Raw genomic sequence first — 14,951 nt, 5'->3', positions numbered from 1 at the left:
GTTATTTATTCCAGTAATTTAATTGATTGGTGAGCTGGAGCTTTGTTATGGTAGTTTGTGTAAGCAGGTTGGTAATGGTATAGTAACTATTAACAGCCAGTATAAGATCGGCAATTTTTACATCGCCGGTTTGCATAAGTTGAGTATCAACCTTTATTAAGCTTTCAGCGTATTTTATTTGTTCCTTGATCTGGTTAATCAGGTTATCATTCTCGTTTATCTGCTGATTAAGCTGCGCAATTTGCTGCCGGTATTGCGAATTAAAAAACGCTTTATAGTTTAAACGGGTCTCCTCTTCCAGTTTTAACCTTTTGAATTGAAGTTTACGCTGGCCGCCATCGTAAATTGGCATAGAAATACTAAAGCCAAAGCTGGTACCAAAGTGTTTATAGGCCTGGGTGGTAAAATCAGTATTATAACCACCGTCGGCAAAAATATTGGCTTTAGGCCTGTAGCTATAGTCAATTAAGCTCCTCGTGTTAACAAGTCGTAAACTATCAGATTTAAATTGCCTGAAAAATATACTCATGGAAGCATCGGGCGTAATTGTTGTTTGAATAACAGGCTCGCTTAGTTCAACCGTTGTAGTATCAACAACACCGGCCACGTAATTTAGTGTGGCATAGTCATTTTTATATTGTATTTGTGCCTGCAAAAGCTGCAGCTGCTGTTGTTTTAAGGTAACCAAAAAGGCAAGATATTCGCTTTGTTTGTAAACATTGTTTCGGGTGAGTTTTTTAAGCAGGCCTTCTTCTTCGGTAAGTAATTTAACTACGTCGCGATTAAATTTAACCTGCTGCAAACTGCCGTAAGCGGTTATGTATTGACCGGTGATGGTCTTTTTTAAGTCTTGTTCAGATACCGCCCCGCTGTTGATGATAGAATCGCGCTGTAAGTTTATGGCTGCCAGTTGTGTATTTAAATATTGCTTGCCTATCAACTGCTTGTTTACCCCTAAAAGTGCATTGAAGGTTTGCACATTAGTAATAGCGCCTGCATAACCATAACCACCAACAACAGGTGCAAAGTAGCCGTTGCTGTTTACGTTTACCTGGGGCCTTAAACCGGCCCTTAATCTCAAGCTATCTATTTGGCTTGCCGCTATTTGGTTTCTGACAGCCTTAAGTAAGGGACTGTTATTTTTTGCAAGTTCCAGGTAATGATCAAGCGTATAAGTTTGTGCCCGGGCAGCAGTATAGGTGAGTGTGAATAATATAAAACCGAAAAACCACTTCATTAAATGAGGTATAAATGTATTTTAAACATAGCTAAACTATAGCTAAATTCTGTAAAAATTTAGGATGCTAAATGCCAATTTAAAAAGTTACGATAAAAGTGTGATATTGGGCCTGGTATTGGTAGGAGAGTGAAAAATCGAAGTTTTCGCAAATTTGTTTGCTGATGGTAAGCCCAAGCCCGCTGCCATCAGAGGTGGATGATTTATGGAATCGTGTAAAAATTTTATCATCGGGCAATGGTTTGCTATCTCCAGTGTTTTTGATAATTAAATTATTGGCTGTCAATTTAATGATAATATTACCGTTGGCATGATTATGTCTTACTGCATTAATGACCAGGTTACTGAGCAATATCTCTATAAGGTACCGGCTTGCCAGGACCTCCTTGTCCTCCAGTTCAACCGTTACCGTTATTTGCTTATCACTAAAAATATCTTCCAATTGCAAAACCATTTCTTCAATTAACAGGCGCAGGTTAATATTTTGCTGGTCGGTTAATAATCTGTTTTCTATTTTAACCAATAGTAACAGCGATTGATTAAGCCGGCTTAACCGCGCAACCGCGCTGTACAGATCATTAAGAAGTTTGCTTTGCCTGTCATTAAAGTTTTCGGATTGTATTAAGGTATCCAATTTAGAGTTGATGACCGCGATAGGGGTAAGCAGTTCATGAGAAGCATTTTCTGTAAAGGTTTTGAGTTCTTTATAGTCATATTTTGCTTTGGTGGTCATTGCAGCTGCAGCCTGGTTTAACTCCACAAATTCAGTAATACGGGTAGTAGTTTGGGGTATCTCGCGGCTATCGGTAATATTGAATAGCTTTATTTCGCGTAAAATGCTATAAAAGGGCTGCCATAAACGATTTAAAATTAAACGGTTGGCAATAAGTAATACCAGCATCAACAGCAAAATAACGCCGATGGTGATGCCGAAAATGATTTGTATGAGATCTTCAGTTTCTACCTTTGATTCTACAATAAGTATCTTGTAGTATTTACCGTTTACGGTGATAGAACTGATCAGTCCCCGGCCCGACTCGTATTCATTTTTATCCCTGCGGTAATCAGTATTGATAAATTCCCGCGTTATTGAATTTGGCTTAGCCTCGCTAAAGGTGATCTGTTGATCTTTGGATTCAAATACCTGTGGTAATTGGTGGTTAAGTTTTACATAATCAAAAACCTCATCTTCCTCTACCTTTAACGCCTTGTCATTTTGATCATTCAATATCCAGCTAATAGCCTGGTAGTAGATGATTCCGGTTATCACCATTACAACTACTGTTGTGATGATGTTTACGCGGTTATATAAGGTAAGCAGCTTCATTGGCCCGAGAATTTATAGCCCATGCCATAAGCAGCCTGGATATAATCATTAGCGCCAGCCTCTACCAGCTTTTTGCGTATGTTTTTGATGTGCGAGTAAATGAAGTCGAAATTATCGGCAAGGTCTATACCATCGCCCCAAAGGTGTTCGGCTATGGCGTTTTTGGAGACTACCTTTCCTTTATTGGCTATAAAATAAATAAGTAGCGCAAATTCCTTGCGGGTAAACTTTAAAGGGGTGTCATGTACGCTTACTGTTTTGGCCTGCAGATCGATACTGATTTCGTTAAAAACCAACAGGTTGCTTCCGTTGTACATTTTACGCCTGATGATGGCAGATACGCGGGCCTTTAGCTCGGATAAGTGGAATGGTTTCACCAGGTAATCATCGGCGCCAAGGTCAAGGCCCTGCAGCCTGTCATCAAGCGAGTTTTTGGCAGATATGATAAGCACACCATCTGTAAAATTATTTTCTTTTAATTTTTTGAGGATGCTGATGCCATTGCCGCCTGGTAAAGTAATATCCAGCAGGATACAATCATAACGATATAACTCAACCTTGGTTAAGGCGGCAGAATAGGTAGCGGCTGTTTCACAGATATTTCCTGCTTCGGCAAAATATTCTTCAATACTTTCCCGCAGGCCTTCTTCATCTTCAATAATCAGTAATTTCATTTGGGCTATCTGTTTACTTGATATGCAACTTATATATTCCGGCTAAAGGTACCCATCCATTTTGTACACATTTTGGATTTAACCAGATTTACTACAGTTTGATAAAGCAAATTTGCGTTTATAATGTTAACGTTAAATTAAAAAATACAGGGTAAAACTTAAAACTTTAAAATTATGTGGTGGATATACGCTCTACTATCGGCTTTATTTGCCGCGCTTACTGCAATTTTTGCCAAAATAGGTATAAAAGGGGTTGATACCGACCTGGCTACTGCGATACGTACGGTAGTAATATTAATACTGGCCTGGGCTATTGTGTTGTTTAAAGGCAGCAATAAAGGGATTGAAGGTTTAACCCGCCTGAATTGGACATTCCTCATCCTGTCTGGCTGTGCAACCGGGCTATCCTGGATCTGCTATTTCCGGGCTTTGCAATTAGGTAAAGTATCCCAGGTGGCACCGGTTGATAAATTGAGCGTGGCATTGGCCATTGTTTTAGCCGTTGTGTTTTTGGGCGAACCGCTTACTTTAAAAAATGGTATTGGTGCCTTATTAATAATTGCCGGTACTTTGGTCCTGATTTTTTGAGGCAGAATTAAGAATCAAAATTCAATACTGCCATAAAGTTTTATCTTTCGTCCATTGTCTGATAGTCCTTTGTCTATTCGTCATTTATCTTTTGTCCTTTGCCTGATAGTCCTTTGTCCATTCGTCCTTTATCTTTTCTCCATCCATCCCATATTGTAACAAGTATGTTGATAAGTTAACCTTATTGTAACAAACACACCAGTAATCAGAATTAATCCAAAGTTTCTTTTCAAATTCGCACCCAAATCATGGATTTTTTAAGGATAATGAAAGCGTACTATATATTATTGATTTTTGTTCTGTTTACAATAAATTTACATGCTCAGGCTCCTGCCGGCAAAGGTAAAATAATTGGTAAAGTTACCGATGCTACAACCAAACAAGCGGTTGATTATGCAACTATATCTGTTTATAAACAAGGAGTTGAATCGCCATTTAACGGTATTAGTACCGATCCTAAAGGAAATTTTACGGTTGATAAAATACCTGCAGGCGAATATAAAGTTACCGCCGATTTTTTAGGTTATCAGCGTGCTACCCTGGAGCATATTATAGTTAAAGATGGGGCTGCCATCAATTTAGGCGAAATATTATTATCGCCCTCGCCGCACCAGTTAAAGGATGTAAATATTACCGCTACAACGCCAACCGTTCAAAACAAGATAGATAAAATGGTATACAACCCGCAAAACGACCTGAGTGCGCAGGGCGGGGTAGCTATCGATATATTAAAAAAGGTACCTCAAATCACTGTTGATATTGATGGCAATGTAGAGTTGCAGGGTAACGCCAATATCCGCTTTTTAATAAACGGAAAACCATCAAGCATCTTTGGCGCCAGCCTTGCCGATGCATTGGCAAGTATCCCGGCCAGCCAGATCAAAAGCATAGAGGTAGTTACCAGCCCCGGTGCTAAATATGATGCCGCCGGTACGGGAGGTATCATCAACATTATTTTAAAAGACAGTAAAGTTGAAGGAGTAAACGGCAGCGTTAACCTATCGGCCGGTACCCGCCGCGAAAACGGATCATTTAACCTCAATGTGCGCAAAGGTAATTTTGGCGTAAACGCATTTTTTAGCGGCAACGCCCAGATTAACAGTAATTCACCGAACACGAGCAATCGTGTATCTAAAGATTCATTAGGTAAAACCACTACTTTGTTTCAGCAGGGGAGCAATAATTTTAAACGTAACGGTTATCAATCCGGCCTGAATTTTACCTGGAATATCAGCAAGCATGACGATCTTACCGCATCTGTGGGCTTCAATCATTTTGGCAATCATGGTAATGGCTTAACCAACCAGGACGAAAATACAGTAAGTGCCGACGGCACCCAACTTTCTGATCTTAAAACTCTCCGCACATCCAGCAGTAAGTTTAGCGGAACATCCACAGACGTAAGTTTAGCCTACAAAAAAACATTTGATAAAGAAGGGCAGGAGCTTGATATATTGTATTCATCCAGCTTTGGTAACAACAGTTTTAGCTCATCGCAGTTATTGCAGAATTTGCAGCCGGGCACCATACCTACAGGTATCACCAACAGCAACCCGGGCAAGGATAGGGAAACCAATATATCTGTAGATTACTCGCATCCGGTAAGTAAAAACTTTACAATCGAAACGGGTGGTAAACTCGATTTTAACCACATCAATAACAATGTAGTTACCGATACCTTGCTTAATGGCGGCAATGTGCCCAACTATAACCAAACCTACGGCTTTACTTATGACCGTAAGATATATGCCTATTATTTATCGGCAACTACATCGGTGTTCAATAACTTTTTGGATATTAAAGCAGGCTTAAGAGACGAATACACAGTAACTACGGCCGATTTTAAGAATACAAATATTCCTAATTATAACATATTGGTACCATCGCTGGTATTCTCGCATAAAATTAGTGAATCGCAATCTGTAAAATTGAGCTATACCCGCAGGATAGAACGCCCCGATTACGGCGACCTTAATCCATTCTACAACATCAGCGATACCCACAACATCAGTACCGGCGATCCTAACCTGAAGCCTGAGCGTGGCGATAATTTTGAGTTGGGTTACAATAAATCGTTTGATAAGGGTGCAAACATCAACATAGCAGCTTTTTACCGTAAAAATACCGACGACCTCCAACGCTTTACTACTTTTTATGATACGTTGCGGATTGACGGTAGTAAATACACCAACGTATCGTTAACTAAGCGGTATAACCTTGGCTCTGAAGATCGCGCGGGAATAAACATCTACGCGTCGCTGCCTGTTACAAAGGAATTTAACCTGCGTACCAATATGATATTTTCTGAACGGACAAGTAATAATCCGGGCAGCCCAAGCGTAACCGGCTTTACTTACCGTTTAAACCTGAATGCCCAATACAGTTTTGGACATGATTTAAGCGCCGAGTTTTTTGGTAACTATAATTCATCACAAAAAGGCATCCAGGGTACACAACCAAAATTCGTGTTTTACAACTTCGCGATGCGTAAAATGTTCATGAATAAAAAGGCCAGCATAGGGCTTACCGCGTCAAATCCGTTTGCTAAATATGTAAGCCAAAGTTCCACAACATATGGTGCCGGCTTTAACCAAACCAACATCAGGTATATACCGGTACAATCATTTGGTATCAGCCTGAGCTACAAGTTTGGCAAGCTTGAGTTTAAGAAGGATAAAGAAAAAGATGATAACGGCGGTAATAAACAGGATGAAGGTCCTGCTGATAAAGGAAAGTAAGGCCTAATACAACCCTCTTCAAAAGGAGAGGGCATTTGATTGGCGAATTGACTAATCAATACCCATAAAAAAAGCGATGAATTAAACTCATCGCTTTTTTTATATAAATATGTTTTCTTTTACTACCCTCAGTTTTGCAGCGGGTAATAATGATTCTATCCGTTTTTAATCAGGATGCTCTCAATTACCAGTGTAGCATCTTCGCAGCTATCTGTAGCGGTTTCCATCGCCATAAAAACATCAGTGTATTTTATAAGTTGTATGGCATCAGTTTCATTAGCCAGCAAATCGGCAAAAGCCTCGTTATATACAGTATCAGCCTGGTATTCCAGTTTTTTTATATTGTTGCAAAGTTCAAATATATGGGCTGAGTTACCTAAATTGTTCATAGCGTTAACAGCTTCCTGAAGCCCTTTAGTAGTTTTAAGGATAAGATCTGCCAGGCTAATAATAGGAGAAGTGATCTTAGGTACATCATACAGGTTTATCCTGCGCGATGCCATGGCTATACTATCGGCAACATCATCAATTGCAGCAGCCAGATCGCACATATCCTTGCGCTGAAAAGGTGAAATCAACATTCTGCCCGATTCTGTAAATACCTGGTGGGTAATTTCGTAACTTTTTGCCTTCAGTTTATCAACAAGTGTAAACTGAAATTTTTGTTCGTAGGTATCGGCAGAGTTTACCGCCGTGTTAAGTAAAGTTGCCATTTCGGTAGCGTTGGCAACTGCACGGTTAAATAAATCATAAAAAACCTGATTTGAATTGGGAAATATCGACATTGACTTGAACTTTTTATGACTTTTTAAATGACAATTAAGTTAAAAGCGTGTATACTAATTAATTAGCGCCCACTATGCACATATATTTATGCGGCTAAATGTAGCTATTAATTTGCAGTGAAAAGTCATGTAATTGTTAACTCAATGTTAATTAAATATTATCAAATTCAATGGTGTTCGCATTGTGTTTTCAACTACTATATACAGGTAAGGTAAATAAATTATATGTAACAATTGCTTTGCGCTAAAACAATATTGCTCTTAAATATATTGTTAACTTATATAAGTTAAATATCATGAAATCCGCTGATAAACACTATAGATTTATAAACAGTAAAACTGGTTATGCAATTTATTACTACTCACTAAGCAGCGACCTCACTACAGAAGAGATCAAAAAGGAATTGCAAGCGATAAAAAACCGTGTTGCAATTCAGAATCGTATTTATTGCGAAACTGTGTATTGGGAGGAGATACGGGAAAATGCAGATTTTAATATGGATACGATTTAATGAATTATATACCAGTATTTTAATTTGTTTTTGTGTACGGAAATTAGGTATATTTAATTGCCAATTATAAACCCATTTCTATTTGCCATTTCCTGCATGAAAAAGTTACTATTTGCACTTTTGTATACAACCTGTTTTTATATACCAGCTTTTTCGCAAGGCGTTAAACAATCATTATCATTGGATGATATTGTTTCGCGTTTGCAAACCCTATCCACGACAAAAGCTATTGAAAAGGTATACCTTCACTTTGATAAAGCCCTTTATAACGCCGGCGATACAGTGTTTTTTAAAGCCTATGTTACGCTGGGCGAACAACATCAACTATCGAAATTAAGTGGCGTTCTGCACGTCGATTTGGTAAATGCCGCCGACTCGCTGGTGCAAAATATATCATTACAAGTTACTAATGGCTTAACCTGGGGCGATTTTGCGTTACCAAACAAACTGCCCAAGGGTATTTACCATGTAAAGGCGTATACCAAATGGATGCTTAATAACGCCGATCCTGGCATTTTTGATCAGCCAATAGCAGTTAACAGTGCTGTGCCCGCCACCGCGGTATTGGCAACACGGCAAAATACAGATACCCGTAATAAGTTTGACATTCAGTTTTTTGCCGAGGGCGGAACTTTTGTTAACGATATACCGGTTAAACTCGCGTTTAAGGCTATTGATCATAATGGGCAGGGCGTAAATGTTAAAGGAGTAGTTGTTGATAACCTAAACGCAGAAGTAACTAAGTTTGAAGCCAAACACCTGGGTATGGGCGTTATTTACATTACCCCGGTTGAAGGAAGAAGCTACAAAGCAAACCTCACTTATGCCGATGGAACCAAAGCCGTTATTGATTTACCTAAAGCTGATAGCAAAGGGATGACCTTGCTGGTAAACAATGATAAGCCAGATAAGCTGATGATAGAAATTAATGCAAACAGGCCTTACTATCTTGAAAATAAGAATAAAGAAATAGGCGTTGTTATTTATTCAAACGGATCGGTACGTTCACTTAAAACAACACTTGATAACCAGGTGCTTGATATTAATCTTGATAAGAAGGATTTTCAAACCGGTTTAGTGCAGGTTACCCTGTTTTCTAAAACCGGCGAACCTATGAATGAGCGCCTTTCGTTTATACAAAACAATGATATTATAAATATACAAACCGGCACTGATAAGGCTGCTTACCAGGCCAGGGGTAAAGTACATGTTACTGTTAGTGCAAAAAAGGATGATAAACCTGTTACAGGTTATTTTTCGGCATCGGTTATTGATGCTACCCGGATACCGGTAAATGAAAGTGCCGAAACTACCATATTAACCAATCTTTTATTAACATCGGCTTTGCGGGGATTTGTTGAGCAGCCCAATTATTATTTTGCCAATGTTACCAGTGATACACGTGCCGATCTGGATATATTGATGCTTACACAAGGATACCGCAGGTTTGTTTGGAAACAATTGCTTGGCGACGATGCCAAAATGGCCTCAACTTATCCTGTTGAAAAAGGACTGGATATATCGGGCACGGTAAAAACAATGGCTGGGGTGCCGGTTGCTAATGGGAGCGTTACGTTGCTTACCCAAAACGGGGGCACTATGTTAAACCAGGTAACTGATGCCAATGGCAGGTTTACTTTTGCAAATTTGATTTACACAAGCAATACCTCATTTGTAATTCAGGCTAAAACAGAAACTGGGAAGAGTAATACGCAAATCATAATAGACCAGCCCGAAAAAGTTAATATCACCACAATTAATAGCCAGGGTTTAGCTGATGACGATGCACTTAAAAACAATGGTAAACCCCTTGCTTCAACTACGTTCATGGCAGATGCAAGCGGGAAATCATTGAAGGAAGTGATTATTAAAGATAAATATTTAGAATCTCACAATAACACAATTGATCAGTTTAAAGATCAAACAGGAATATCTCGCGGCCTGGAGGGCCACTTACCCGGGGTGGCATTAATGGGCGGTGTGCCGTATTTAAGAGAAAGAGTTGGTTTAACGGGAGCGGGCCCCATGTTGGTGATCATAGATGGCGCGCAGTCGAGTTCAAATATTGATAACTTAAGTGTAGCTGATGTAGCAAGTGTTAAAATGCTTAAAAATGTTGATGCTGCTATTTATGGTTCCCAGGGAGCCAATGGGGTTTTATTAATTACAACAGTTAAAAATAAGGGATTACCTGTAAATAAAAAGATTTCACCGGGGTTGCTTTCCTATGCTCCTAAAGGATTTTATAAAGCACGTGTATTTTACTCGCCCGTTTATGGTGGCTCAGCTACCCAAAGTAATAAACCTGATGAACGCAGCACAATATACTGGAACCCTGATATTGTTACGGATAAAGATGGTGGCGCTTCATTTGATTTTTACAATGCAGATGGCAAAGGTAATTACCGTATAGTAGTTGAGGGTATAGACGAAAACGGTAATGTAGGCCGCAATGTTTATACTTATAAGGTGGAGTAAAAGGCTAAATAAAAAACCCCTGCCTTGAGGCAAGGGTTAAAAAAAACCACAACAATTGTTTAACCTTTTGGCCATTTCAACCTTAAGGTCAATTCCTAATTGCAATGTGGCGGTCTCATTATTTATAACATTACTATATATCAACTGTTTTTTAATTGAAATATTTTTTACAAAAGCAATTAAGTTTTATTTACTCCGTTAATTGCTACCAGAACAAATTTCGCCCTATATTTATACCAAATAAATCATGAGAAATACTATGAAAAGATCTATTAAAATGAAAGCAGCATTGCTTTTTGTATTTGCGCTGTTTATAAGCAGCCTAACATTTGCCCAGGATAAAAAGCCCGCAAGCCCGCATGATAGCACAAGCGCTAAAGTAGCTGGTTCGTTAATTAAAATTAAATACGGAAGTCCTTATGTAAAAGGTCGTAAAGTACTGGGCGAATTGGTGCCTTTTGGTAAGGTATGGCGTGCAGGAGCCGATTCGGCAACCAGCATTACAACAAGTAAAGCTATTAAGGTTGAAGGTAAAACACTTCCGGCCGGCCGTTATGCCTTCTTTGTAATTCCATCAGAAAGCGGCACCTGGACTCTTATTTTTGATAAAAACCCAAAACAATGGGGCGCCTATACTTATAAAGAAGCTAATGATCAGTTAAGGGTAACGGTTAAAGGGAGAACAGCTCCTAAAACCGAAAGTCTTATTTATACTATTACACCAAAAGGCTTCAGCTTAAAATGGGATACTTTTGAGGTTCCTGTTTCAATAAAATAAGTGTAATAAAATATCGATACACAAAAAAGCTCCTTAACCGGAGCTTTTTTTGTGTATCGATATTTAACTTGTTACATCCAGCTGCCTTCTATAATTTTAACAACCTTCAATTAGCCTTATATTTACTTAATGCGTACCCTAATCAGCAAAAAACCATTATTAAAAAGAATCATAATTATATTGTTGCTTACGTTGGCTATTTTTCTGTTAATGCAGCTTGGCAATCATCCGGCATTGGTTGAACGCTATTATTCTGGTGGGTTTTATAAGCTTATCTGTTGGATATTTCATCCCATATTAAACCTGTTTCCTTTTAGTGTAGGCGATTTGTTATACACCGCAATTGTAATTGCTATAATTTTTGGTGTTATCAGGATGATTAAGCTGCTATTTAAAAAGCAGTTTAAAATTGTTGGTATACATTTTTTGGGATGGGTTATAGGTGTACAGGCGGCCATACTTGTTTTTTATTTGTTTTGGGGGATGAATTATTTTAGGCCATCAGCAGCTGAGCGCCTTAATTTAAGAGATACAGCTTTCACTACCGCCGACCTCAAGGCTGTAACTAAATTGTTGATAGATAGCGCCAATATTTGCCGTGCACGTGTCACCGCTGCAGATTTAGCGCAGAGCAATAGCACAATTTATAAAACCGCCGTTAATGCAGTAAGTTCATTATCTGCCGATTCTGCTAACTTCAGGGCCTTTCATCCCGGAATTAAGCCATCTATGATTACATTTTTTATGAACTATATTGGTACCTCGGGTTATTATAATCCTTTTACAACAGAGGCTCAGATTAATTATGAAATGCCTGTTTTTAACCGGCCATTTGTTGCCTGTCATGAAATGTCGCACCAGTTAGGTTATGGAGCCGAAGATGAGGCTGATTTTGCCGGGTTTATCATCGGTATTAAATCACATGATCGTTTGCTGCGCTACTCAGCCTATCATTTGGCGGTTGATGAGTTTATGCACACACTGCGCCGCAGGGATACAGTTGCCCATAAAGAATTAAAGGCGGTGATATCAAAAGATGTTCACCAGGATTTTGTAACAGAACGTGCCTACTGGATGGCTTACGAAAATAAACTCAGTGCTATTAGCAGTGTTTTTTACGATAACTTTCTGAAGGCTAATAACCAACCCCAGGGTTTGGGAACTTATAACCGGATGGTGTTACTGGTTATGGCCTGGGAGCGCAGCCATTGGTCGCCAATCATTAATCATTAGGGATGGGTTGTTGAGCTAAAGCGATCACTTGTTGATCAGTAAAAAAAATGCGTTCCGTATCTCACCCCGGAACGCACTGCAATATCATGTCTCAAATGATATTGTATCAACTAAACCTCAGATCTCATATAAAATGAACATCCAAGCTCTTATATATTTACTGCTATTAATAACCAGTAAACAAAAAATTTATTACTTTGTGTTTGCGCCCTAATAATGGCGAATATTCAGACCTGGTTTCAAAAGAATTATGAATAATTGAAAAGAAACGTAGGTGTGATGTGAATATTGCGTTTAAAAGCTCAAATTTACTTCATATTATTAATATTTCGCTATTGATTTTCAATCTAATTGATTAGACACACCGGTAAAATTATTGTTACCATGAAACATAATTTAATTTTCGTTTTAATATTTTCTCCTTTCATTGTATTTGCTCAGAAATTTAACCAGGAGGCAATACAGAGGGCTAAAGTGCATGCCAATGCAGTAACCATTATTCGTGATAATTATGATGTGCCACATATTTATGGCAAAACTGATGCTGATGTGGTTTTTGGGTTGATGTATACCCAGTGCGAAGATAATTTTAAAGGCATTGAGCGCAATTATCTTTATCAGCTTGGCAAACAAACCGAGGTTGATGGCGAAAGTAGCCTCGCTATAGATATACAGCTTCAGTTGATAGCTGACAGTGCCGATGCTATCAGGGATTATAAAACAAGTGCGCCTGCTTTCAGGAAGTTGCTGGATGCCTTTGCCGATGGGATAAACTATTACCTGTATAAACATCCCGAGGTGAAACCTAAGGTATTCAAACATTTTGAACCATGGTATGCCTTAATGTTTACTGACGGCAGTGTGGCCGCAACGGAAACGGGAGGGATTAAACTGGAAGAAACGAAGGATTTTTACGCAGATGGCGGCGAAAAGCTTGGCACTGTACCAAATCACCCCGGAAAAGCCTATGAGTTTGTAAATGAACGCGAAACCGGGTCAAACGGTTTTGCCATATCGCCATCCAAATCGGCATCGGGGCACGCTTTACTTTACATAAACCCACATGTTCCGTTCTACTTTCGCAGCGAGGTGGAGTTGGTGAGCCAGGAAGGCCTGCATGCTTATGGTGCTGTTACCTGGGGCCAGTTTTTTATTTACCAGGGATTTAACCAGCATTGCGGCTGGATGCACACCAGCAGCTATGCAGATGTAGCCGACCTTTATGCAGAAAAGATGGTAAAAAAAGACGGCCAATGGTTTTATGAATATGATGGAGTGCTTAAACCGGTAACTATCCGTAAACTGGCCATTAACATAAAAAATGGCGATAAAGTTGAACAAAGAACAATAACAGCGTATTATACCCATCATGGTCCGGTATTAGGAAGTCGTGACGGTAAATGGTTGGCGTTAAAGGCCAATAACAGATCATACAACGCCTTGGTGGAGTCATGGCAAATTACAAAAGCCAACACGCTTGCCGAGTATAAAAAAGCGATGGACCTTGTGTCAAATGCTACCAATAGCACTGTTTATGCTGATGATAAAGGCAATACTATTTTTTGGTATGGTAACTATATTCCTAAACGCAATCCAAAATATGATTGGAGTTTGCCGGTTGATGGCAGTACTTCTGCAACAGAGTGGCAGGGTGTTCATCAGCTTAAAGATATAATTACAACTACAAATCCTGCTACCGGCTGGATCCAGAATTGTAACTCAACGCCATATACAGATGCCGGTGCAAGCAGTCCTGATAAAAATAAGTACCCGGTTTATATGGCGCCCGATGGCGAAAATTACCGCGCTATAACAGCCATCAATATATTGAAAAATGCCGATCGCCTAACGCTTGATGGCCTCATAGTTAAAGGATATGATCATTACCTGGCTGCCTTTGATGATTTGCTGCCACCTTTATTTAAAGCTTATGATAATGCGCCCGATTCGATAAAAAAATCACTTGCCGAACCCATAAATATATTGCGACAGTGGGATAAACGTACAGCCGCAAATTCAGTAGCCACCGCGTTGGCCATAGAGTGGGGCACTTTGATGGTGAAATTGCTTCCGCCACCCAAAACAGACCAGCAAAGTACTTTTATTACCCAGCGCATAAAATTACTTGCCGAACAAACCCCTGGCAGCCAGCAATTGGCTATTTTAACAGCTGTTATGAAAACCCTGCAAAGTAAGTTTGGCACCTGGCAGGTACAATGGGGCGATATGAACCGATACCAGCGCCCCGCGGATGGTATCACGTTTGATGATAAGCTGCCGAGTATCCCTGTGGGCTTAACCGGGTCTGGATTTGGACAGCTACCCTCGTTTCAAAGCCGTACGATGAATACGTTGAAGCGTTATGGCTACTCGGGCAACAGCTTTATAGCAGCTGTTGAATTTGGATCAAAGATAAAGGCAAAAAGCATCATGACCGGCGGGCAATCATTTGATGCGGCATCGAAAAACTTTACCGATCAGGCTGCGGGCCACATTGATGGTAAATTTAAAGATGTTTTATTTTATAAAGAGGACGTGCTTAAACATGCTCAAAGAACCTATCATCCGGGTAATTGATTAATTGTTTTAAAAAGTATATTT

General features: G+C 39.4%; 11 protein-coding genes. 7 read left to right on the top strand and 4 right to left on the bottom strand.

Annotated elements, in window-relative coordinates; translation table 11 throughout:
* Position 1 precedes the first annotated feature (1 nt).
* The 3 genes from AC1D0K_RS11715 to AC1D0K_RS11705 form a co-directional block, all read right to left on the bottom strand.
* Positions 2–1,237 (bottom strand): TolC family protein, encoded by a 1,236-nt coding sequence (locus tag AC1D0K_RS11715; RefSeq protein ID WP_477394046.1) that lies wholly within the window; start codon positions 1,235–1,237, stop codon positions 2–4.
* A gap of 79 nt (positions 1,238–1,316) precedes the next feature.
* Positions 1,317–2,564, bottom strand: a complete 1,248-nt coding sequence (locus AC1D0K_RS11710; RefSeq protein ID WP_477394044.1) for a sensor histidine kinase — start codon at positions 2,562–2,564, stop codon at positions 1,317–1,319.
* Entirely contained in the window at positions 2,561–3,238 is a 678-nt protein-coding gene (locus tag AC1D0K_RS11705; protein WP_295719651.1) for a response regulator transcription factor, read from the bottom strand. The genes AC1D0K_RS11710 and AC1D0K_RS11705 overlap by 4 nt, the downstream gene beginning before the upstream one ends.
* Before the next feature lie 174 nt (positions 3,239–3,412).
* Here AC1D0K_RS11705 and AC1D0K_RS11700 point away from each other — a divergent pair, with 174 nt between their 5' ends.
* Positions 3,413–3,826 carry an EamA family transporter gene (locus AC1D0K_RS11700; protein WP_295719648.1) on the top strand — a complete coding sequence of 138 codons (414 nt, stop codon included), beginning with the start codon at positions 3,413–3,415 and terminating at the stop codon, positions 3,824–3,826.
* 248 nt (positions 3,827–4,074) lie between these two features.
* The gene (locus AC1D0K_RS11695) at positions 4,075–6,564 is read left to right on the top strand and encodes a TonB-dependent receptor (protein WP_477463059.1); all 2,490 of its coding nucleotides are present in this window, start codon (positions 4,075–4,077) and stop codon (positions 6,562–6,564) included.
* 155 nt (positions 6,565–6,719) lie between these two features.
* On the opposite strand, the gene AC1D0K_RS11690 is transcribed toward AC1D0K_RS11695, so the two are convergent.
* Positions 6,720–7,349, bottom strand: a complete 630-nt coding sequence (locus AC1D0K_RS11690) for a DUF47 domain-containing protein (RefSeq protein WP_295719643.1) — start codon at positions 7,347–7,349, stop codon at positions 6,720–6,722.
* 296 nt (positions 7,350–7,645) lie between these two features.
* On the opposite strand from AC1D0K_RS11690, the gene AC1D0K_RS11685 reads away from it, so the two are divergent.
* The 5 genes from AC1D0K_RS11685 (at position 7,646) to AC1D0K_RS11665 (ending at position 14,927) form a co-directional block, all read left to right on the top strand.
* Positions 7,646–7,861: a hypothetical protein gene (locus AC1D0K_RS11685; RefSeq protein ID WP_295719640.1), complete on the top strand. Its 216-nt coding sequence runs from the start codon at positions 7,646–7,648 to the stop codon at positions 7,859–7,861.
* A gap of 96 nt (positions 7,862–7,957) precedes the next feature.
* Positions 7,958–10,339, top strand: a complete 2,382-nt coding sequence (locus tag AC1D0K_RS11680; protein ID WP_477441954.1) for a carboxypeptidase regulatory-like domain-containing protein — start codon at positions 7,958–7,960, stop codon at positions 10,337–10,339.
* A 259-nt stretch (positions 10,340–10,598) separates the two neighbouring features.
* Positions 10,599–11,117: a DUF2911 domain-containing protein gene (locus AC1D0K_RS11675; RefSeq protein ID WP_477394037.1), complete on the top strand. Its 519-nt coding sequence runs from the start codon at positions 10,599–10,601 to the stop codon at positions 11,115–11,117.
* A gap of 129 nt (positions 11,118–11,246) precedes the next feature.
* A complete protein-coding gene (locus tag AC1D0K_RS11670; protein ID WP_477394035.1) occupies positions 11,247–12,350 on the top strand; it encodes a DUF3810 domain-containing protein in 1,104 nt (367 codons plus the stop codon).
* Between the two features lie 384 nt (positions 12,351–12,734).
* Complete coding sequence (locus tag AC1D0K_RS11665) at positions 12,735–14,927, top strand: penicillin acylase family protein (protein ID WP_477394033.1); 2,193 nt, start codon at positions 12,735–12,737, stop codon at positions 14,925–14,927.
* Positions 14,928–14,951 lie beyond the last annotated feature (24 nt).

It is taken from the genome of Mucilaginibacter sp. P1_A3, assembly GCF_056406855.1.
The sequence above is the reverse complement of the archived record's forward strand: the minus strand, read 5'-3'. Positions and strand labels throughout refer to the sequence as shown.

What these genes read in the sequence shown, in the direction of transcription:
- AC1D0K_RS11715 (WP_477394046.1), bottom strand. Translation starts at nt 1,237, where the DNA reads ATGAAGTGGTTTTTCGGTTTTATATTATTCACACTCACCTATACTGCT.
- AC1D0K_RS11710 (WP_477394044.1), bottom strand. Translation starts at nt 2,564, where the DNA reads ATGAAGCTGCTTACCTTATATAACCGCGTAAACATCATCACAACAGTA.
- AC1D0K_RS11705 (WP_295719651.1), bottom strand. Translation starts at nt 3,238, where the DNA reads ATGAAATTACTGATTATTGAAGATGAAGAAGGCCTGCGGGAAAGTATT.
- AC1D0K_RS11700 (WP_295719648.1), top strand. Translation starts at nt 3,413, where the DNA reads ATGTGGTGGATATACGCTCTACTATCGGCTTTATTTGCCGCGCTTACT.
- AC1D0K_RS11695 (WP_477463059.1), top strand. Translation starts at nt 4,075, where the DNA reads ATGGATTTTTTAAGGATAATGAAAGCGTACTATATATTATTGATTTTT.
- AC1D0K_RS11690 (WP_295719643.1), bottom strand. Translation starts at nt 7,349, where the DNA reads ATGTCGATATTTCCCAATTCAAATCAGGTTTTTTATGATTTATTTAAC.
- AC1D0K_RS11685 (WP_295719640.1), top strand. Translation starts at nt 7,646, where the DNA reads ATGAAATCCGCTGATAAACACTATAGATTTATAAACAGTAAAACTGGT.
- AC1D0K_RS11680 (WP_477441954.1), top strand. Translation starts at nt 7,958, where the DNA reads ATGAAAAAGTTACTATTTGCACTTTTGTATACAACCTGTTTTTATATA.
- AC1D0K_RS11675 (WP_477394037.1), top strand. Translation starts at nt 10,599, where the DNA reads ATGAAAAGATCTATTAAAATGAAAGCAGCATTGCTTTTTGTATTTGCG.
- AC1D0K_RS11670 (WP_477394035.1), top strand. Translation starts at nt 11,247, where the DNA reads ATGCGTACCCTAATCAGCAAAAAACCATTATTAAAAAGAATCATAATT.
- AC1D0K_RS11665 (WP_477394033.1), top strand. Translation starts at nt 12,735, where the DNA reads ATGAAACATAATTTAATTTTCGTTTTAATATTTTCTCCTTTCATTGTA.